This is a genomic window from Methylobacterium sp. CCH7-A2, assembly GCF_001557075.1.
GTDB classification, from domain to species: domain Bacteria; phylum Pseudomonadota; class Alphaproteobacteria; order Rhizobiales; family Beijerinckiaceae; genus Allobosea; species Allobosea massiliensis.
Genome location: NZ_LSKN01000126.1, coordinates 1 through 19,570, shown reverse-complemented (window position 1 = coordinate 19,570; position 19,570 = coordinate 1). Strand labels below are relative to the sequence as shown.

Here is a 19,570-nt window from a genome sequence, read left to right as displayed (position 1 = left end):
GGGTGACGGCCATGAACTTCCTGCGCTCCGGCCATATCGACAGTTTTGCCCGCGACAACCTGCCCCCGCCGGAGCAATGGCCGGCGATCGACCTCGCCGGGGCCGGGCTGCGCTATCCGGAGCGGCTGAACGCGGTGAGCGTTCTGGTCGACGAGCATGTCGCGCAGGGACGCGGCGACCGGCCGGCGATCATCGGCGATCATCTGACCTGGAGCTATCGGGACCTCGCCGAGCGGATCGACCGCATCGCGAATGTGTTGACGCGGGATCTCGGCCTGGTCCCCGGCCACCGGGTGCTGCTGCGCGCGGCCAACACGCCGATGATGGTCGCGGCCTATCTCGCCGTCATCAAGGCCGGTGGCGTCGTGGTCGCGACCATGCCGATGCTGCGGGCGGGCGAACTGGTCTATCCGCTGCGCAAGGCCAGGATCGCGCTGGCGCTCTGCGACCACCGTCTGCTGGCCGATCTGGAGGGCGCGCAGCGGCAGGTGCCGGAGCTTGCGCGCATCGTCGCCTTCGGCGCGGAGGGCAGCGAACTCGAGACGCTGATGGCGCAGCCGGGCTATGAGCGCTTCGAGGCGGTCGATACCGCCAGCGACGATGTCTGCCTGATCGGCTTCACCTCGGGCACCACCGGCGAGCCCAAGGGCACGATGCATTTCCAGCGCGATCTGCTGGTGATCTGCGACACCTATGCCGCCAAGGTGCTGAAAGCCTCGCCCGGGGACCGCTTCATCGGCTCGGCGCCGCTCGCCTTCACCTTCGGGCTCGGCGGCATCGTGCTGTTCCCCTTCCGCATCGGCGCGGCGGCCGTGCTGCCCGACAGGACGGCCCCGGCGGATCTGCTCGACGCGATCGAGCGGCACAAGGCGAGCGTGATCTTCACCGCGCCGACGGCCTATCGGGCCGTGCTCGACAAGCTCGCCGGCCGCGACATCTCCTCGCTGCGGATCTGCGTCTCGGCCGGCGAGACGCTGCCCAAGCCGGTCTTCGACGCCTGGCTGGCGAAGACCGGCCTGAAGCTGATGGACGGCATCGGCGCGACCGAGATGCTGCACATCTTCATCGCCGCGCCACAGGAGGCCATCCGCCCCGGTGCGACCGGCCTGCCGGTGCCGGGCTACGAGGCGAAGATCATCGATGCCGAGGGGGGCGAGGTGCCCGACGGGACGCCGGGCCGGCTCGCCGTGCGCGGGCCGATCGGCTGCCGCTATCTCGCCGATGCGCGCCAACGCGCTTACGTCCAAAACGGCTGGAACGTCACCGGCGACACCTATATCCGCGATCGGGACGGCTATTTCTGGTACCAGGCGCGCTCGGACGACATGATCGTCTCGTCGGGCTACAACATCGCCGGTCCGGAGGTGGAGGCCTGTCTGCTCGCTCATCCCGACGTGATGGAATGCGGCGTTGTCGGCGCGCCCTGCCCCGAGCGCGGCCACATCGTGAAGGCCTATGTCGTGCTGCGCGAGGGCGTCGCCGGCGATGCGGCGATGCTCAAGACCTTGCAGGATCACGTGAAGGCCAGTATCGCGCCCTACAAATATCCCCGCGCCATCGACTTCGTCACGGCCCTGCCCAAGACCGCCAGCGGCAAGCTGCAGCGCTTCGCGCTACGCCAGATGGCGCAAGGCGAGGGCTGATCCATCCTTTCAGACGAGCCGGAACGGCCCCGAACCGAGGCGACGCCCATGTCGAGTGAAACCCTGTCCCGCGCCATCCTGCCGGAAGGCTGGCCGCTGCCGCGCGGCTATGCCAACGGCATGGTCGCGGAAGGCCGCGTGCTGGTCACCGGCGGCCTCGTCGGCTGGGACGAGAACGGTGTCTTCGCCAAGGGCTTCCTGCCGCAGCTCGAGCGCACCTTTCTCAACATCAAGGCCGTGGTCGAGGCCGGCGGCGGGCGGATCGAGGACATCGTGCGGATGACCTGGTACGTCACCGACATGGAGGCCTATCGCAGCAGCCTCAAGGAGCTCGGGCCGGTCTATCGCGGCGTGCTGGGCCGGCACTTCCCGGCAATGGCGGTCGTTCAGGTCGTTTCGCTGGTCGAGCCCGAGGCGCTGGTCGAGATCGAGGCGACGGCCGTCATCGCCTGAGGCGACCGGGATTTGTGTTTCGCCCTGTTGCTGACCGGCTCATCCGAAACACCGGCTTACCAATTGCCGGGCGCAGCGCCCCTGCCCCTTAGGCTTCCGCAATGAGCTCCGGTCGGACAATCGCAGGCGCCGCCATCCGGCGGTGACGCGATGGAGTCCAGCCATGTCCAGCATCAGTGGCGTCAGCGGCGGGTTTCGCCCGCCTCCGCCCAAGCCTCCGAGTTTCGAGTCGGTCGATACCGACAGCAGCGGCGGCTTGAGCATCGAGGAATTCAAGGCCGGCGCGCCCAAGGGCGCCGACAGCAGCAAGAGCGAGGAGCTCTTCAAGGCGATCGACAGCGACAGCAACGGGTCGGTCACCAAGGAGGAGCAGGACGCCTTCAAGGCCAAGGTCGAGCAGGCGCAGCAGCAGCTGCAGTCCTTCCTGTTCGGGCTCCAGGCCGGCGGGCAGAGCCAGAGCAGCAGTGGCGAGAGCGAGGAGGAGACCGACATCTTCGCCCAGCTCGACGCCAATTCCGACGGCAGCGTCGCCAAGGACGAGTTCCTCTCGGCCTTCTCGTCGGGCACGAGTTCGTCCAGCGACCTGCTCAGCAAGCTGTTCGACGCGATCGACACGAGTGCGGATGGCTCGATGTCGAAGGACGAGCAGAGCGCCTTCCAGGCCGCGCTCGAACAGCGCAGCCGCCCGTCGGGTCCGCCGCCCGGCCCGCCGCCGAACAGCGCCTCGCAGGCCTATGGCAGCACCTACCAGCTCGGCGCGGCGAACGCGTCCGGCACCACCTATTCGCAGGCGGCCTGAGCCTCCCTGCGACGATGACGCCGGTCGCCAGAAGGCAGGCCGGCGCCTCCTGACACTTCGACCGCTTCAGATGCCGCGCGTGGCGCCGCCGTCGATGCGGATCTTGGCGCCCGTGACGTAGCTGGCCCGCTCGCTGGCAAGGAAGGTCACGACATCGGCAAATTCCTGCGGCGTGCCGTAGCGGCCGGCGGGAATCGTGGCGCGCGAGGCCTTGGCGGCCTGCTCGGGCGTCGTGCCGGCGCGATCGGCGGCCGCCTGATCGAGCTGGTCGACGCGCTCGGTGTGGATGCGGCCCGGCAGCACGACATTCACGGTCACGCCCTGGGAGGCGACCTCCGCAGCCAGCGTCTTGGACCAGCCGACGACGGCCGAGCGGATGCCGTTGGAGACGGCGAGACGCGGGATCGGCTGCTCGACGCCCGAGGAGGCGATCGTGATGATGCGGCCGAAACCGCGCTCGACCATGCCCGGCAGAAGGCCCTGTGCGAGGTGGAAGAGATTGGCGGCCATCGCCTCGAAATGCTTGAGCCAGTCACCGCGGCCGGCCTCGCGCGCCTCGGCCGGGGGCGGACCACCGGAATTGCCGATCAGGATGTCGATGCCGCCGGCATCGCGCAGCACGTTCATCAGGGATTCGACCGAGGCGATGTCCGAGAGGTCGAGGCTGGCGGCGAAAATCCGGCTGCGGACCTCCTCGGGGCATTCGCTGGCCCAGGCGTCGATGGCCGCGACATTGCGGGCGGCGGCTATGACCGAGGCGCCCTCGCTCGCGAGCGTGCGGGCGATGGCGGCGCCGAGCCCCCGGCTCGCGCCCAGCACCAGAGCGCGCTTGTCGTGAAGGCCGAGATCCATGGGCAGGCTCCGTCAGTTTGGCGCGGCAGGGTCGCGGCGCGTCGTCGGCTGCTGATAGCGGGTCGAGGCCTGCGGGGAAATGGCCGCTGCGGAATGGGCGGCGTGCTCAGGCCGCCGCGGTCAGCGCCTGTTCTGCCAGGATGCAGCGCACCACCCGTCCCTCGCCGAGCTGGACGACGGGCGGCAGCGCCGCGCGGCAGCGATCCTGCGCATGCTTGCAGCGCGGCGCGAAGGAGCAGGCCGAGGGCGGCTCGGTCAGCGCCGGCGGCGCGCCGGGAATGGCCTCGAGCCGCTCGCCCTTCTTCGCGCCGTGCAAATTCGCGGCGAGGAGCCCGCGGGTATAGGGATGCTGCGGATCGCGCAGCAGCTCGCGCACCGTACCGGTCTCGACGATCTGCCCCGCATACATCACCGCCAGCCGGTCCGAGACCTCGACCGCGACGCCGATGTCGTGGGTGACGAAGAGCATGCCCATGCCGAGGTCGCGCTGGAGCTGGCGCAGCAGCAGCAGGATCTGGATCTGCACGGTGGCGTCGAGCGCGGTGGTCGGCTCGTCTGCGAGCAGGAGTTTCGGACGGGCCGCGAGCGCGAGCGCGATCATGGCACGCTGGCGCATGCCGCCGGACATCTCGTGCGGATAGGCCTTGAGCCGGCGCTCCGGCGAGGGGATGCGGACCAGCTCGAGCAGTTCGAGCGCGCGCGCCATCGCCGCCTTCGCCGAGATGCTCTCGTGCCGGATGATCGCCTCGGCGATCTGCTGGCCGACCGTATAGACGGGATCGAGCGCGAGCGCGGGATCCTGGAAGATCATCGAGGTCACGGCGCCGCGGTAATCGGCCAGATCCTGCGGGTTCAGCGCCAGTACGTCGCGCCCGTCGACCCGGACACCGCCGCCGATATCGGTGCGACTCTCGGGCAGCAGACGCAGCAGCGTCTTCAGCGTGACGCTCTTGCCGGAGCCGGATTCGCCGAGGATGCCGAGCACCTGGCCCGGCTCCAGGGTCAGCGAGACGCCGTTGACGGCGTGGACCGTCTGGGCGCCGCGGAAGCGTACCGTCAGGTTCTCGATCTCGACGAGAGGGGTGCCCATGGTCGTGTTCATGCCGCGACCTCCAGGGCCGGCGCGTGGCTGTGGCCGGAGCCGGGTACCTGCATGTGGCAGGCGACCTGGCGGGCGCCCTCGCCGACCGTCGCCAGGACCGGCTTCACCTTGGCGCAGACGGTCTGCGCATGCGGGCAGCGTGGGTGGAAGCGGCAGCCCTCGGGCGGGTTGATCGGGTTGGGCGGATCGCCGGCGAGCGGGGCCTCCATGGTCCGGTTGTCGGGATCCATGGAGGGCATCGCCGAGAGCAGCGCGCGGGTATAGGGGTGGCGCGGATCGCCATAGAGCTCCTCGACCGGGCCGATCTCCACGACCTCGCCGAGATACATCACCATGACGCGGTCGCTGATGAAGCGGACGACGTTGAGGTCGTGGCTGATGAAGATGTAGGTCAGGCCGAACTCCTCGCGCAGGTCGGCCAGCAGGTTGAGCACCTGCGCCTCGACCGATTTGTCGAGTGCCGAGACCGCCTCGTCGAGGATCACCAGCCGCGGGCCGAGCGCGAGCGCACGCGCGATGTTGACGCGCTGGCGCTGGCCGCCGGAGAGCTCGTGCGGGTAGCGCGCGGCGAAGCGGGCGGGATCGAGCCCGACGCGCTCCAGCAGGTCGCGCGCCTTGAGGATGGCGTTGGCCTTGGAGACGCCGTGCACCGTCGGGCCGAAGGCGATCGAATCCTCGATCGTCAGGCGCGGGTTGAGCGAGGCGTAACTGTCCTGGAAGACCATCTGCGCCTGACGGCGGTATTCCTTCAGGGTCAGGGCCTGGCCGCCGACGATCTCGCCGTCGAACAGCATCTCGCCCATGTCCTGCGGGATCAGCTGCATGACGACGCGCGCGGTCGTCGACTTGCCGCAGCCGGATTCGCCGACGACGCCGAGCGTCTCGCCCTTCATGACGGCGAAATCGACGCCGTCGACGGCGCGCACGACAGCCCCGCCGCCGAGCGGGAAATGCTTGGTCAGCGTCTTCGCTTGCAGCAGCGGCGTGCCCGGTCCACCGCGATCGGCATGGGTCTCGTGCTCCATGTCAGCCCTTCACATCCATCGCCGAGCGCAGACCGTCGGAGAGCAGGTTGAACGAGATCGAGGTGATGAAGATCGCCGCGCCCGGCAGCGCCGCCACCCAGGGCTGCACATAGATCGCCGTGCGCAGCGTGTTCAGCATCAGCCCCCATTCCGGCGTCGGCGGCTTGGTGCCGAGCCCGAGGAAGGAGAGGCCCGAGGCCAGGATCATCGAGACCGAGATCAGGCTCGTCGCATAGACGAAGATCGGTCCCAGCACATTGCCGAGCACATGGACGCGGATGATGGTGACCGCGTTGGCGCCGCTGGCGCGGGCCGCCTCGACATAGTCCATCGAGCGGACCTGCGTCGTCACGCTCTCGGCGATGCGCGCGATCGGCGGGATGAAGACGATCGTCAGTGACAAGAGCGAGTTGGTGATGCCGGCGCCGAGCGCGCCCGAGAGCGCGATCGCCAGCAGCACCGAGGGGAAGGCGTAGAACACATCGACGGTGCGCATCACGACGGTGTTGAACTTGCCGCCGAAGAAGCCGGCGGCGATGCCGATGACCGAGCCGATGATGAAGGCGATGAAGACCGGCACAACGCCCATGAAGAGCGAGAGCCGCGCGCCGAAGATCAGCCGCGAGAGCATGTCGCGCCCGAGTTCGTCGGCGCCGAGCGGATAGCCCGGCGTGCCGATCGGCCGCAGCCGCCGCAGCATCGAGGAGCGGGTCGGGTCGGCGGGGGCGAGGTAGTCGGCGAAGATCGCCATCAGGACGATGGCGAGCACGACGAGACCGGCGCAGACCGCAACCTTGTCCTTGCGGAAGCGGCGCCAGACGCCCGACCAGTAGCCGGGGGATTTCTGCAGGGGCGGCACGATGGCGGCCGCCTTGCCTTGCGCGATGGCGGACATCTCAGCGCCTCCGGACGCGCGGGTCGAGCAGACCCTGCAGGATATCGACGAGGACGTTCAGGCCCACGAAGAACATGGCGAGCACGAGGATCGTGCCCTGCAGCAACGGCAGGTCGCGCTGGAAGATGGCGTTGCCGAGCAGGAAGCCGGTACCGGGCCAGGAGAAGACCGTCTCGATAAGGATCGAGCCGCCGAGCAGGTAGCCGAGCTGCAGACCCATCACCGCGAGCGCGGTGGGCGCCGCGTTCTTCACGACATGGCGGAAGACGCCGAAGTCGAGCAGGCCCTTGGCCCGCAGCGCCGGCACGAATTCCTGATTGAGGATATCGGCGACCAGCGCACGCACGGTGCGGGCGATGATGCCCATCGGGATCACCGACATCGTGATGGCGGGCAGGATCATGTAGCTGACATGCTCCCAGTCCCATTTCCACGCCGCCGAGCCGCCCGGCCCCGCCCCACCCGGCGGCAGCCAGCCGAGCTGCACCGAGAACACGATCACCATCACCATGCCCAGCCAGTAATGCGGCACGGAGACGCCGAGCACGGCCAGCATGGAGGCGAACTTGTCGAGGAAGGAGCCGCGAAAATAGCCGGCGACGAAGCCGAAGAAGCAGCCGAGCACGAAGCCGATCACCGTCGCCAGCAGCGCGATCAGCAGCGTGTTGCCGACGGCGCGCCAGACCTCCTCGGCGACGGGGCGGCCCGTGGCGATCGAGGTGCCGAGATCGCCCTGCAGCGCCTTCAGCAGCCAGAGGCCGAACTGCACCGGCAAGGGCCGGTCGAAGCCGTAGATCTTGCGCAGCTCGTCCTGCATCGCCTGCGAGGCGTCGGGCGGCAGCACCGAGGTCAGCGGGTCGCCCGGCGCGATATGCACGAGCAGGAAGCAGAACAGGCTGACGCCGAAGGCGACGGGCAGGACGTAGAGGATGCGCTTGGCGAGGTATTTCAGCATGGCAATCGCCTTGGCACTGTGAGTTCACTCAAACGCGCCGTCATCCCGGGCGAAGCGCAGCGAAGACCCGGGATCCATGCCTGAGCCTCGATCGGCAAGGCTGCGGAATGGATCCCGGATCGGCGCGGCTTCGCCGCTTGTCCGGGATGACTCGCGCTTTTCTGGTGCTCGCTCCGTGCCAAGAACAACCTCACTTCGCCATGGTGATCGGCGAGAAGTCCTGGAACCAGTTCTGCGCCTGGACGAAGCCCTTCACCTTGGGGCTCATGGCGCGCGGGTTGACGTCGTGCGTCACCATCAGGAACAGGGCCTCGTCGACATATTTCTCGTGGATCTTCTGGAGAACGGCGGTCTGCGCCGTCGCGTCGAAGGTGTTGCGGACCTGGTCGAACAGCTTGTCCATCTCCGGGTCGCAATACATGCCCCAGTTGGTGCCGGCCGGCGGCTGCAGATTGCACTGCAGGTGACGGATGAGGCCCGTGAAAGGGTCCTGGATGAAGTAGGTATAATTCATCCCCGTCGCCTTGCGCGAGGATTCATGGTTCGCGCCGGCGCGCCAGATGTTGATCAGCGTGTTCCACTCGACGACCTCGAAATCGACCTTGATGCCGACCTCGGCGAGGTTCTGCTGGACGAACTCGTTCATCGGCAGCGGCTGCATCTGGCCCGAGCCCGAGGGCGCGATCAGGATCTTGGTCTGCAACGGCTTAGCGGGCGAGAAACCGGCCTCGGCGAGGAGCTTCTTGGCCTCCGCCTGGTCGAGCTTGAGCTTGAACTTGGGGTTGCCGAACCACTGGTGGCCGGGCGGGTAAAAGCCCTCGGCCGGGATCATCAGGCCGCCGAGCAGCTCCTTCAGCCCCTGCCGGTCGACGGCGAGATTGGCGGCCTTGCGGACGCGGATGTCGTTCCAGGGCGAGCCCTCGGTGCGCGAGAGATGCCAGGTCCAGTTATGCGGATAGGCGTTGGTGACGATCTGGAAGCCGGCGGACTTGAGCGAGGGGATCAGGTCCGGCGACGGCGCCTCGATCCAGTCCACCTGCCCGGCGCGCAGCGCCGCGGCGCGGGCATTGGCCTCCGGCAGCGGCAGCAGCACCAGCTTGTCGAGCTTGGGCACGCGGGCCTTGTCCCAGTAGCCCGGGAAGGGCGAGAGCTCGGCGCGCTCGCGCGGCTGGAAGGCGGTGAGCTGCCAGGGACCGGTGCCGGACGGTGTCTTGGCGAAGGCCTCCCAGCTCTTGCCGAGCTTCTCCCACTGCGCCGGCGAGGACATCATCACCCAGGCGATCTGGTAGGGCAGCGTCGCGTCGGGCGCCTTGGTGGTGATCTCGACCTTGTACTTGTCGATGACCTTGTAGGAGGCGACGGCGGGAATGCGCGAGCGCCCCTGCGCCGCCTGACGCTGATCGAATTGCGGGGAATCGTTCTTCAGGAGCTTGTCGAGGTTCCAGACCACGGCGTCGGCGGTGAACTCGGAGCCGTCGTGGAACTTGACGCCTTCGCGCAGCACGAAAGTCCATTTCGTCTTGTCGGCGGCGTCGACGCTCCAGCTCGTGGCGAGGCCGGGCGTCAGGTCGGAGGCCTTGTCGGCCTTGCTGAGGTCCCAGTTGATGAGCGCGTCATAGACCGTATAGCCCATGAAGCGCATGCCCTCTCCGCCTTGATCGGTCTGGCCAGTGGTCAGCGGGATGTCGGAGGCGGTCATGCCGATCCGCAGCGTGCCCTGGGCTTGTGCCGATGCGGCGAACAGAGAAACGCCGGCTGCGAGGGTCAGGGCAAGGGCGGTGCGGATCATGGGTGGCTCCGGTCTGGATGGGTTCCAAACTGGCGTCGCAAGGGCTGTGCCAGTCGCAGCCACACCCTCCCCCAACGTCATGCCCTTTCTGGTGACGGGCATCCACGTCTTGAGCATCGCCGCGGGCGAACGAAGACGTGGATGGTCGGGACAAGCCCGACCATGACGATGGAGGCGGGTGAGCGCGAGATTGCGGTGCCTCAGTCCATCGACATCGGAGCGAGGTCGATGAACCAGCTCTTCGACTGGACCACGCCCTTCACCTTGGTGGTCATCGCGCGCGGGCCGACGTCATGGGCCACCCAGACGAAGGGGGCTTCCTCGACGATGCGGGCATGGAGCCTGGCCAGCGCCGCGTCGCGCGCCGTTCCGTCGAAGCTGGTGCGAGCATCGGCGATGAGCTTGTCGAACTCGTCATTGCCGAAATAGCCCCAGTTGTTGGAGACCGGCGGGAAGGTCTTGGTCGAGGTGAAGCGCACCATGGCGAAGAACGGGTCCATCGCCGCGAAGGTGACGTTGGTGGCGTTGGCGCCGCGGGCATTGGCGTGCTTGGCACCCTCGCGCCAGTTGGTGAAGACGGCGTTCCACTCGCCGACCTCGAGCGCGACGTCGAAGAAGCACTCCTTCAGCGCCTGCTGCATGAACTCGTTCATCGGCAGCGGCTGCATCTGGCCGGAGCCCGAGGCCGAGGTCAGCACCTTCACCTTCGCCGGCTTGGCGGCCGAATAGCCGGCTTCCGTCATCAGCTTCTTGGCGGCGTCGAGATCATACTTGATGTCGAATTTGGGATTGCCCCACCAGGGATGGCCGGGCGGCACGGTGCCCTTCGGGATCTCCATCAGCCCGCCGAGCAGCGTCTTCAGCTCCTCGCGGTTGACGCAGAGATTGGCGGCGTGGCGCACGCGCTTGTCGACCCAGGGCGAGCCCTCGACGAAGGAGAGCTGCCAGGGCCAGACATGCGGCTGGGCGTTGGTGTAGACGGTGAAGCCGCGCTGCTTGATCTGCGGCACGGCGTCCGGCGACGGCGACTCGATCCAGTCCACCTGGCCCGAGAGCAGCGCCGCCGTGCGGGCATTGGCCTCCGGCAGCGGCAGCAGCACGACGCGGTCGATCTTCGGCACGCGCTTGGGGTCCCAATAGGCCTTGTTGGCGACCATCTCGAAGCGCTCGCGCGGCACGAGGCGAACGCCCTTGAACGGGCCGGTGCCGGAGGGGTCGGAGGCGAAGGCCGCCCAGGCCTGCTTGGCGCGCTCGGCCGGATCGGTGACCGAGGCCGGAACGGCGGCGAGCTTGGCCGCCCAATGCGCCGGCGAGGCCATGAACAGGTTGGTCAGGTTGATCGGCAGGAAGGCGTCGGGCTCGCTCGTGGTCAGTTCGACGGTGAGCGGGTCGATGGCGCGGGCGCTCCGCAGCGTCGGCATACGCGAGACGGTGACGCCGATCTGGTCCGGAGCGAAATGGGCGGCTTCCTTGTTGAGGACCTTGTCGACGTTCCAGACGACAGCGGCGGCGTTGAAGTCCGACCCGTCCTGGAACTTGACGCCCGGACGCAGCTTGAAGGTCCATTTCGTCTTGTCGTTGGCATCGACCGCCCATTCGGTGGCGAGACCGGGGATGACGACGCTCGCCTTGTCGGCCGAGGAGAGGTCCCAATGGGTCAGCGCGTCATACATCGGGATGCCGGTGAAGCGGTTGCCCTCGAAGCCCTGGTCGGGCTGGCCATGGGTCCGCGGAATGTCCGCCGCCGTCATGCCGATGCGCAGGACCTTCTCCTGGGCGAGCGCGCCCGTGACGAGCGCCGTCGAGAGGCCGAGGCCGAGAAGGGCCGAGCGGGTGAAACTGGATACGGACACGTTTGTCTCCCCTGTGGTTGGCCGCGCGCTCCTGCGAACGGCGGCACGAGGTTAGCAACCGGCATGCCAGCAGGCCGCGGCCGATCGACCGCCACGGCCACCCCCGCCTTGTGCGTCCTGATTGGACAGAAGGCGACGGCCCGCATACGCGGGCCTCTATTCTGCTCACGGAATAGGCAAATTGGCTACCGTTGCGGCAGTCAGTGGAAGTCGCGGGATTTCGGCAGGATGCGGACGTCGCGCGGATGGCGCCCGCGTGGGGGCTGGGGGTGCTTGAACTCGTCGGCGCGCGTCAGCGTGATCGTGGCGCTGTGGCTCTCCGACAGGCTCGCGAGATCGGCCGTGCGGTCGACGACGCGCTGGGCCATCAGATGGACCACCCCCTCGGGGCTCTTCTGCACCCGGCCCTCGATCTGCAGCAGGCGCCCGCTCATCACCTCGCGCCGGAAGCGCTCGAACAGCCGGGCCCAGAGCAGGATGTTGGCGATGCCGGTCTCGTCCTCCAGCGTGATGAAGATCGCCTTGCCGTTGCCGGGGCGCTGGCGCACCAGCACGACGCCGGCCGTCGCCGCCCAGCTGCCATCGGGGCGGCCGTCGAGTTCGGCACAGCTCAGCACACGGTCGCGCCGGAACAGCGGCCTCAGCATGCCCATCGGGTGCCCCTTCAGCGAGAGCCGGGCGGTCTGATAGTCGGCCACGATCTGCTGCGGCAGCGGCATGACCGGCAGCGGGACGGCCGGCTCCTCGCCGAGTTCGCGGGCCTGTGCGGCGGCGAAGAGCGGCAGCGCCTCGTCGTCCGGCAGGCGGCGCACGGCCCAGAGCGCCTCGCGGCGGTCGAGTCCGAGCGAACGGAAGGCGTCGGCATCGGCGAGCAGCCGCATCGCGCGGCCCGGCAGATCCGCCCGACGCATCAGTTCCTCGACATCGGCATAGCCCCTGCCGCGCCGCGCCGCGATGCGCCGGCCCCACTCCTCGCGGAAACCGTCGATCTGGCGGAAGCCGAGACGGAGGGCGAAGCACGTCCTGTCCACCCCCTCGGCCCTCATCCTGAGGAGCGCCGCAGGCGCGTCTCGAAGGATGGTTTCAGAGCGCGCTGGATCATCCTTCGAGACGCCGCTGCGCGGCTCCTCAGGATGAGGGCTGTGAGTTTCCGAAGTCCCTCCCCGGTCATCCCGGACGCAGCGAAGCGGAGATCCGGGATCCATTCCTGAGCGCATGTTGGAGAGGTTCCGGAATGGATCCCGGGTCTCCCTCCGGTCGCCCGGGATGACGGCGCTTCCCTTTTCAACGTGATCAACACGCTCCAACCCATTGTCCCAGAAGCTGGAATTCACATCGATCGCGCGGGGCTCGACGCCGCCGACCTCCTGGGCCTCGCGCACGATCTGGGCGGGAGCGTAGAAGCCCATGGGCTGCGCGTTCAAAAGCGCGCAAGCGAAGGCCGCCGGGTGGTGGCATTTCAGCCAGGAGGAGATGTAGACCAGCTTGGCGAAGGAGGCGGCGTGGCTTTCCGGGAAGCCGTAGCTGCCGAAGCCCTTGATCTGGTCGAAGCAGCGCTGGGCGAAATCGCGCTCATAGCCGCGCGCCACCATGCGCTCGACCATCAGATCCTGATAGTTGCCGATGCTGCCGTCGCTGCGGAAGGTCGCCATCGCCTTGCGCAGGCCGTTGGCCTCGCTGTCGGTGAACTTCGCGGCGACCATGGCGAGCTTCATCGCCTGCTCCTGGAAGAGCGGGACGCCCTTGGTCTTGTTCAGCACCTGGAAGAGCTCGTCGGCCGGGCCCTGCTCCGGGGCCGGCGCCGGGTAATGCACCGGCTCGAGCCCCGCCCGCCGCCGCAGATAGGGATGGACCATGTCGCCCTGGATCGGGCCCGGCCGGACGATCGCGACCTGGATGACGAGGTCATAAAGGCAGCGCGGCTTCAGCCGCGGCAGCATGTTCATCTGCGCCCGGCTCTCGACCTGGAAGACACCGAGCGACTGGCCCCGGCAGAGCATGTCGTAGGTCGACGCGTCATCCCTGGGCACGTCGGCCAGCCCCATCTCGAGGCCCTGATGCTGCCGCAACAGGTCGAAGGCCTTGCGGATGCAGGTCAACATGCCGAGCGCGAGCACATCGACCTTCATCAGGCGCAGCTCGTCGATGTCGTCCTTGTCCCATTCGATGAAAGTGCGGTCCGCCATCGCGGCGTTGCCGACCGGCACCATCTCGTCGAGGCGCCCGCGCGCCAGCACGAAGCCCCCGACATGCTGAGAGAGATGGCGTGGGAAGCCGAGCAGGCGGATGGCGAAGTCGACGGCGCGGCGGATCGTGGGGTTGGCGGGGTCGAGCCCGGCCTGGCGGACGCGGTCGTCGCCGATCTCCGTGCCCCAGCTGCCCCATTGCGTGCCGGCGATGCGGGCGGTGACGTCCTCGGTCAGCCCCAGCGCCTTGCCGACGTCGCGGATGGCGCTGCGCGGACGGTATCGGATGACGGTCGCGACGATGCCGGCGCGGTGCCTTCCATAGCGCTCATAGATCCACTGGATCACCTCCTCGCGCCGCTCATGCTCGAAATCGACGTCGATGTCGGGCGGCTCGCGGCGCTGCGTCGAGATGAAGCGCTCGAACAGCACGTCGCTCTCGGCGGGGTCGACGGCGGTGATGCCGAGCACATAGCAGACGGCGGAATTGGCGGCCGAGCCGCGGCCCTGGCAGAGGATGCCACGGCTGACGGCGAATTCGACGATCTGGTGGATGGTGAGGAAATAGCGGGCGTAGTTCAGCCCCGCGATCAGATCGAGCTCCTTGCGCAGCAGGGCCTCGACCTTCGCCGGCACCCCATTGGGATAGCGGATGACGCAGCAGCGGCGCACCAGCTCCGCCAGCCAGGCCTGGTCGCTCCAGCCGGGCGGGACGGGCTCGTCGGGATATTCGTACTCGAGCTGGCCGAGATCGAACTCGATGCGGGCGAGGAGATGGCGCGTCTCGGCGATGGCCTCGGGCGCATCGCGGAAGAGCCGGATCATCTCCTGGGGCGTCTTGAGATGGCGCTCGGCATTGGCCTCGAGCAGGCGCCCCGCCCGCTCGATCGAGACGCCCTCGCGGATGCAGGTCAGCACGTCCTGCAGATCGCGCTGCTCGGGCGCATCGTAGAGCACGTCGTTGGTCGCCAGCAGCGGAGTCCGGGTCGCGGCGGCGATCGTCTTCAGCCGCGCCAGCCGGCGGCGGTCGTCGCCGCGCCGGTGCATGCTGGCGCCGAGCCAGAGCGAGCCGGGCGCGGCCTCGTCCAGCCGGGCGAGCAGCGCAGGCAAGCCCGTGAGATCGCGCGGCGGCATCAGGATCAGCAGGAGATCGCGCGTGTCGGCGAGCAGATCGTCGAGGGTGAGGATACACTCGCCCTTGCCCGCGCGCCGGTTGCCCTCGCTGAGCAGGCGGCAGAGCCTGCCCCAGCCGCTGCGGTTGGCGGGGTAGACGACGATGTCGGGCGTGCCGTCGGCGAAGACGAGCCGGCTGCCGAGGACGAGCCGGAAATCCCGCGCCATCGCCCGCAACTGCTCCGCGGTGAAGGGCAGATCGGCGAAGGCCGGGTTCTCGATCCAGACATGCTCGCCGGGACTGTCGCCCTCCTTCAGCTTCTCGGCCGGGGGCAGCCCGTCCTCGCGCAGCTGCCGCAGCGCGCTCCAAGCCCGCACCACGCCGGCCACCGTGTTGCGATCGGCCAGGCCCAATCCCGCATGGCCCAGCAGCAGCGCGGTGAGCACGAGATTGGGGCCGGGCGAGGCACCGCGCAGGAAGGAAAAATTCGTCGCGGCAACGAGTTCGGCGAAGGGGCTGAGGACCTGATTCATGCAAACAGCCCATGCAGGAACCAGCGCGGCGGCGCCTGCTCCGGCTCGTGGAATCCGATGCGGAAGAGCCAGAAGCGGCGACCTGCCGAGTCCTCGACGCGGTAATAGTCGCGCATCGGCTCGCTGGAGCCGTCGCGCCACCATTCCGGCGCGATGCGTTCGGGACCCTCGGCACGGGCGACGTCATGGATGAGCCGACGCCAGCGAAAGCGGATCGGCGGGCCGTCGGGCACCTCGGCGATCGCTTCCACCGGCTGGGGCGGCTCGAAGAGTTGGAGCGGGCGCGTCGGCGGCTCATGCGGAAGGGGCGCCGGCCAGGCGATGCCGGCCGGCGGCAGCGCGGCCGAGCGCGCCTTCGCCGCACGCACGGGATGGTGGCTGTCCTGCGCCACGAAGCGCAGCACCCGGTCGCGGCCGAAGCGCACGACCAGCCGGTCGACGAGATCGGCCACGGCCTCGTCCTCGACGGCGCGACGGTCGAGGCTCGGCTGCGCCTCCGCCAGCGGCTCGCAGACCGGCACGGCGAGGCGCACCGCATCGAAGCCGAAGCCGGGATCGAGCGGGTCGGACAGGCTCTCGACGCGCTCGCGCCAGAGCCGCAGGATGGCCCTGCCGTCCCGCGTCGGGCGCCCGGTCTCGATCGAAAGCCGCCGCACCGCCCCGTCGCTGCGATGGAAGCCGAGTTCGAAGACGCGCCCGCCCTCGCCGCGCTGCTCCAGCACCCGCGCGGCCTCCGCGATCAGCCGGGCGACGACCTCCTGCAGCCCGTCGAGATCGAGCATCGGCTCGGCGAAATGACGCTCGACCAGGCAGGCCGGCGGCGGGCGCAGCGGCGTGAGCCGGGCATCCTCATGGCCGAGCATGCGCCGCAGCCGCGTCACCAGATCCTCGCCGAAACGGGCCGACAGCGCCTTGGAGGGGCGCTCGGCAAGATCGGCCAGCGTCCTCAGGCCCGCCCGGGTCAAGGCGAGCGCGGTCTCGGCAGGAAGCTCCAGCGCCGCGACCGGCAGCGGCCGCAGCCAGGCCTCGTCCTGCCCGGCCGGCACGATCCCGCCCCGGCCGAAGCGCGCCAGCGCATGGGCCGCCTCGGGCGTGCCCGCGACGGCCGAGCGGAGCGCGAGACCGCCGCGCTGCATCCAGCGGCCGATCGTCGCCAGCAGCGCGCCCTCCCCGCCGAAGAGATGGGCGCAGCCGGTGATGTCGAGCAGCAGGCCCTGGGGGCGATCGAGCGCGACCAGCGGGGTGAAGCGATCGCAGAAGGCGGCGAGCCGCATCAGCAGGGCCTCGTCGGCCTCCGGCTCGGCCTCGATCGCGATCAGCCCGGGAATGCGGGCCCGCGCGTCGGCCAGGGTCAGGTCCCGCGTGAGCCCGAGGGCGAGAGCAGCCTGGTCGCAGGCGACGAGGCGCAGCGCGCTGCCGCGATGGGCATAGACCACCAGCGGGGCGTCAGCCGGTACGCCGGATGTCGGGATCCGGCCCTCCCGCCGCAGCCGGTCGGTCGGCAGGAAAGGGAACCACAAAGCGAGATAGCGGCGTGGCATCGGGGCTGGCTCTGGGGGAACGGAGGGGCTCATCGCGGCCGGCAGCGGCCTGACGGTTTCGGGCGTCGCTCTGGACAGGGCTCTCCTGGAAAGATTGTCGGTCACGGCTCCACTCCACACGCCACTCACACTCACCCAGCCCCCCGCGATGCCTCAGCAATCTCAGGCTGAAGGCGGGGGCTCCCGGCGCATTCGCCTCCAGTGCCCGCGACGGCAGGGCCGCGACCTGCCAGCGGGTCGAGGCCGCGCTCGGCTGCGGCACTACGGCGGCGCGCAGCACGAGCGTGGTCGCGCCCGAGCCTTCCGCCGCCAGGGCCAGGCGCCGGCTCGCGGTCAGATCGAGGCGCCGCGGCGCGCCCCAGGGCTCGATCAGCACCGCCCCCAGCGCCGGGCAGCGGGCGGCTTCCGCGCCGGCCCGCAGCACGCCCTCGGCATCACGCGCCCGCACCAGCAGGATTCGGGCGGGATCGAGCCCGAGTTCGGTCAGCCCCGGCGGATGCAGCCGGCCGGTCTCGGCATCGACGACATCCTGCCGCACCCAAAGGATCGGGCGCTCCTGCGCGGCCCGAATGGCGAGACCGACGGCGAATCCCGTCGCCGCCGCGAGATCGGCCGTGGCGGGCGCATAGACCTCATGCAGGGCCGCGCGGGCGATGCCACCATTCAGCGCCTCATCGAGGGCGGGCGCGCCGAAACTCACCTGCCCCACCGCCGCAGGCGCGCCGCGCAGCGCCATCTCGGCGAGATGGCGGCGCAGATCGGTCAGCGAAGCGGGATCCGGGCGGGGCTGCATGCGGGCTCATGTTCTGTGTTTGTTCTTTTATAGAACGTGACTCCACGGAAGGCGAGTCAGGGAACGCGACTGTCCCGCCCTGCGCTTTCGGCATTGGATACACAGCGTGTATCTTTGCTGCTAAGGTGCTCCACTCAGGAGGCTCCGTGCCCGCATCACCGAAGATCGCGACGCGCGCCGTCAATCTGCGGATCCGTGAAGACGTTCGCGACCTGATCGATCACGCCGCCAGCACACAGAGCAAGACGCGCTCGGAGTTCATGATCGACGCCGCGCGGCGCGCGGCCGAAGACACGCTTCTGGACCAGACCTTCATCCGGGTCGATCCCGAGACCTATGATCGATTTGTCGAGGTCCTCGACCGGCCTCCCGGTGGCGAGGCCTATGAGCGCCTCATGTCGGCACCTCGCCCCTGGAAAGACTGATGCTGGGCGCCCCTGCCCCGCTCGACGACCGTCACAGGCTCGACGACTTCGATTCAGGCGTTCCCGTCCGCGACGACTGGCTTAGGCGCCGATCACGTTTCAACCAGGCCAGCGGCACTTCGCGAACCTATGTCGTCGCCGACGAAACCGGCCGGGTCGCCGCCTACTACGCGCTCGCCTCAGGCGCTCTCATCGCGACTGAGGCCCCCGGCCGGCTGAAACGCAACATGCCGGACCCGATCCCGATGGCCATCCTCGGGCGGCTGGCCGTCGACCGCTGCTTCCAGGGGCAAGGCCTCGGCGTCGCGATTCTCAGGGATGCCGTCCTGCGGACCCGCCAGGCGGCCACGATCCTCGGCATCAGGGGCCTTCTCGTCCACGCCATCTCGGAGGATGCGAAACGCTTCTACGAGCGCTACGGCTTCACGCCCGGGCCGGAGAACCCCATGACACTGGTCATGAGCCTCGCCGACCGGGCGTGATCGCCTCGCTGTCTCAATTCGCCGTATAGACCAGCTCGCGCTCGGCCTTGGGCGGCAGGAAGGCGCGGGAGAAGATCTCCTCGGGCTTGGGCGTGCGGGGCAGCTGGTAGCCTTCGACGATGATGCCGATGGCGCTGGCCATGCGGGCATCCTTGGTGTCGCCGACGCCGATCTCCTTCATCTCCGGAGAGACGATGAGCTCGCTGAAGGAGTATTGCAGGCGCTTCTTCTCGATCGCCTCGTTGACCAGAGCATCATAGGCCATCACCGCCTTCATGGCGACGGCCTGGTCCTTCGCGATTTCGATCATCGCCTTGTTGGTGGCGCGCACGAGGCCGGCGACGGCCTTGGGGTTCTCCTTGATCAGCTTCTGCGAGACCATCAGCCCGTTGGAATAGAGATCGAGCCCGAAATCGCCGAAGGTGAGCCAGTTGAAGTCCTTCTCGGGGTCCTGGCGGTTCAGCAGCAGATTGAAATAGCTGGTGATGTTGAACACCAGCGCGCCGTCGATGTCGCCCTTGATCAGCAGCGGCTCCTGCAGGTTGGGCGCCATGCTGGTGAGCTTGATCTTGCCCATGTCGAGCCCGTTCTTGCGGGCGAAGACCTCGAGCAGGCGGGTCGTCGGCGTGCCGGGGGCGCCGCCCAGAGTCCTGCCTTCGAGATCCTTCGGCTTGGTGATCCCGGTCGCCTTCTTGCTGGAGATCGCGAAGGGCGGACGGTTCCAGATCATGTAGACCATGACCGGGTTCTCGCCCGGCTTGGTCGCGGCGTTCTGGATGATGGCGTTGACGTCGCCGAAGCCCGCGTCATAGGCGCCGCCCATGATGCGGGTGACGGTCGCGCCCGAGCCCTCGCCCTGGTCGATGATCACGTTGAGACCTTCCGCCTTGTAGTAGCCCTTGTCGCGGGCGACGAAGAAGGCGGCATCCGAGCCCTGCGTCTTCCAACCGAGGGTGAACTTGATCGTGGTCTCCTGCGCCCGGGCGGCGCCGGTGAAGGCCAGCCCGGCCAGAGCCAGGCCGGCAACGGTGCCGAGGCAGAGTCTTTTCAGCATCTTGTTCCCCTTTTCTGAGACGGTGATTCATATGTGGACGCCCCCTTTGGCAAGGCGTTTATGTCGGGATGATTTG

16 protein-coding genes are annotated in these 19,570 nt (G+C 68.7%); 5 read left to right on the top strand and 11 right to left on the bottom strand.

Annotated features, from left to right (window positions below; genetic code table 11):
* Nucleotides 1-11: 11 nt before the first annotated feature.
* The 3 genes from AX750_RS11035 (at nucleotide 12) to AX750_RS11025 (ending at nucleotide 2,895) form a co-directional block, all read left to right on the top strand.
* The gene (locus AX750_RS11035) at nucleotides 12-1,643 is read left to right on the top strand and encodes a benzoate-CoA ligase family protein (RefSeq protein WP_067254100.1); all 1,632 of its coding nucleotides are present in this window, start codon (nucleotides 12-14) and stop codon (nucleotides 1,641-1,643) included.
* Nucleotides 1,644-1,691: 48 nt separating this feature from the next.
* Nucleotides 1,692-2,096 (top strand): RidA family protein, encoded by a 405-nt coding sequence (locus tag AX750_RS11030; RefSeq protein ID WP_067254097.1) that lies wholly within the window; start codon nucleotides 1,692-1,694, stop codon nucleotides 2,094-2,096.
* A 163-nt stretch (nucleotides 2,097-2,259) separates the two neighbouring features.
* Nucleotides 2,260-2,895: an EF-hand domain-containing protein gene (locus tag AX750_RS11025; protein WP_067254094.1), complete on the top strand. Its 636-nt coding sequence runs from the start codon at nucleotides 2,260-2,262 to the stop codon at nucleotides 2,893-2,895.
* A 66-nt stretch (nucleotides 2,896-2,961) separates the two neighbouring features.
* Here the strand turns inward: AX750_RS11025 and AX750_RS11020 are convergent, their stop codons facing one another.
* The 10 genes from AX750_RS11020 to AX750_RS10975 all read right to left on the bottom strand — a co-directional run bounded on the left by AX750_RS11020 (nucleotide 2,962) and on the right by AX750_RS10975 (nucleotide 17,533).
* Nucleotides 2,962-3,747, bottom strand: a complete 786-nt coding sequence (locus AX750_RS11020; RefSeq protein WP_067254091.1) for an SDR family oxidoreductase — start codon at nucleotides 3,745-3,747, stop codon at nucleotides 2,962-2,964.
* A gap of 106 nt (nucleotides 3,748-3,853) precedes the next feature.
* Nucleotides 3,854-4,849, bottom strand: a complete 996-nt coding sequence (locus AX750_RS11015; RefSeq protein WP_245282368.1) for an ABC transporter ATP-binding protein — start codon at nucleotides 4,847-4,849, stop codon at nucleotides 3,854-3,856.
* A complete protein-coding gene (locus AX750_RS11010; protein WP_067254088.1) occupies nucleotides 4,846-5,874 on the bottom strand; it encodes an ABC transporter ATP-binding protein in 1,029 nt (342 codons plus the stop codon). The genes AX750_RS11015 and AX750_RS11010 overlap by 4 nt, the downstream gene beginning before the upstream one ends.
* 1 nt (nucleotide 5,875) lies before the next feature.
* A complete protein-coding gene (locus AX750_RS11005) occupies nucleotides 5,876-6,769 on the bottom strand; it encodes an ABC transporter permease (protein ID WP_067254086.1) in 894 nt (297 codons plus the stop codon).
* Between the two features lies 1 nt (nucleotide 6,770).
* Nucleotides 6,771-7,724: an ABC transporter permease gene (locus AX750_RS11000; protein WP_067254083.1), complete on the bottom strand. Its 954-nt coding sequence runs from the start codon at nucleotides 7,722-7,724 to the stop codon at nucleotides 6,771-6,773.
* 190 nt (nucleotides 7,725-7,914) lie between these two features.
* Nucleotides 7,915-9,513: an ABC transporter substrate-binding protein gene (locus AX750_RS10995; protein ID WP_067254080.1), complete on the bottom strand. Its 1,599-nt coding sequence runs from the start codon at nucleotides 9,511-9,513 to the stop codon at nucleotides 7,915-7,917.
* Nucleotides 9,514-9,713: 200 nt separating this feature from the next.
* Nucleotides 9,714-11,366 carry an ABC transporter substrate-binding protein gene (locus tag AX750_RS10990; RefSeq protein WP_067254077.1) on the bottom strand — a complete coding sequence of 551 codons (1,653 nt, stop codon included), beginning with the start codon at nucleotides 11,364-11,366 and terminating at the stop codon, nucleotides 9,714-9,716.
* A 200-nt stretch (nucleotides 11,367-11,566) separates the two neighbouring features.
* Nucleotides 11,567-15,199 carry an error-prone DNA polymerase gene (locus tag AX750_RS10985; protein WP_067254072.1) on the bottom strand — a complete coding sequence of 1,211 codons (3,633 nt, stop codon included), beginning with the start codon at nucleotides 15,197-15,199 and terminating at the stop codon, nucleotides 11,567-11,569.
* On the bottom strand, nucleotides 15,196-16,740 hold the full coding sequence (locus tag AX750_RS10980; RefSeq protein ID WP_245282367.1) for a DNA polymerase Y family protein: 1,545 nt from the start codon (nucleotides 16,738-16,740) through the stop codon (nucleotides 15,196-15,198). The genes AX750_RS10985 and AX750_RS10980 overlap by 4 nt, the downstream gene beginning before the upstream one ends.
* A complete protein-coding gene (locus AX750_RS10975) occupies nucleotides 16,646-17,533 on the bottom strand; it encodes a hypothetical protein (RefSeq protein WP_067254063.1) in 888 nt (295 codons plus the stop codon). Before AX750_RS10975 ends, AX750_RS10980 begins: the two co-directional genes overlap by 95 nt.
* Before the next feature lie 146 nt (nucleotides 17,534-17,679).
* Between AX750_RS10975 and AX750_RS10970 the strand changes: the two genes are divergently transcribed.
* The gene (locus AX750_RS10970; protein ID WP_067254060.1) at nucleotides 17,680-17,958 is read left to right on the top strand and encodes a DUF1778 domain-containing protein; all 279 of its coding nucleotides are present in this window, start codon (nucleotides 17,680-17,682) and stop codon (nucleotides 17,956-17,958) included.
* Entirely contained in the window at nucleotides 17,958-18,440 is a 483-nt protein-coding gene (locus AX750_RS10965) for a GNAT family N-acetyltransferase (protein WP_067254056.1), read from the top strand. Before AX750_RS10970 ends, AX750_RS10965 begins: the two co-directional genes overlap by 1 nt.
* A gap of 13 nt (nucleotides 18,441-18,453) precedes the next feature.
* Here the strand turns inward: AX750_RS10965 and AX750_RS10960 are convergent, their stop codons facing one another.
* Complete coding sequence (locus AX750_RS10960) at nucleotides 18,454-19,494, bottom strand: ABC transporter substrate-binding protein (protein WP_067254053.1); 1,041 nt, start codon at nucleotides 19,492-19,494, stop codon at nucleotides 18,454-18,456.
* Nucleotides 19,495-19,570: the final 76 nt, after the last annotated feature.

Excerpts from the sequence above, each read along its gene's own strand:
- AX750_RS11025 (WP_067254094.1), top strand. The coding sequence starts at position 2,260 with ATGTCCAGCATCAGTGGCGTCAGCGGCGGGTTTCGCCCGCCTCCGCCC.
- AX750_RS10975 (WP_067254063.1), bottom strand. The coding sequence starts at position 17,533 with ATGCAGCCCCGCCCGGATCCCGCTTCGCTGACCGATCTGCGCCGCCAT.
- AX750_RS11005 (WP_067254086.1), bottom strand. The coding sequence starts at position 6,769 with ATGTCCGCCATCGCGCAAGGCAAGGCGGCCGCCATCGTGCCGCCCCTG.
- AX750_RS10960 (WP_067254053.1), bottom strand. The coding sequence starts at position 19,494 with ATGCTGAAAAGACTCTGCCTCGGCACCGTTGCCGGCCTGGCTCTGGCC.
- AX750_RS10965 (WP_067254056.1), top strand. The coding sequence starts at position 17,958 with ATGCTGGGCGCCCCTGCCCCGCTCGACGACCGTCACAGGCTCGACGAC.
- AX750_RS11015 (WP_245282368.1), bottom strand. The coding sequence starts at position 4,849 with ATGAACACGACCATGGGCACCCCTCTCGTCGAGATCGAGAACCTGACG.
- AX750_RS11030 (WP_067254097.1), top strand. The coding sequence starts at position 1,692 with ATGTCGAGTGAAACCCTGTCCCGCGCCATCCTGCCGGAAGGCTGGCCG.
- AX750_RS11000 (WP_067254083.1), bottom strand. The coding sequence starts at position 7,724 with ATGCTGAAATACCTCGCCAAGCGCATCCTCTACGTCCTGCCCGTCGCC.
- AX750_RS11010 (WP_067254088.1), bottom strand. The coding sequence starts at position 5,874 with ATGGAGCACGAGACCCATGCCGATCGCGGTGGACCGGGCACGCCGCTG.
- AX750_RS11020 (WP_067254091.1), bottom strand. The coding sequence starts at position 3,747 with ATGGATCTCGGCCTTCACGACAAGCGCGCTCTGGTGCTGGGCGCGAGC.
- AX750_RS11035 (WP_067254100.1), top strand. The coding sequence starts at position 12 with ATGAACTTCCTGCGCTCCGGCCATATCGACAGTTTTGCCCGCGACAAC.
- AX750_RS10980 (WP_245282367.1), bottom strand. The coding sequence starts at position 16,740 with ATGCCACGCCGCTATCTCGCTTTGTGGTTCCCTTTCCTGCCGACCGAC.
- AX750_RS10985 (WP_067254072.1), bottom strand. The coding sequence starts at position 15,199 with ATGAATCAGGTCCTCAGCCCCTTCGCCGAACTCGTTGCCGCGACGAAT.
- AX750_RS10995 (WP_067254080.1), bottom strand. The coding sequence starts at position 9,513 with ATGATCCGCACCGCCCTTGCCCTGACCCTCGCAGCCGGCGTTTCTCTG.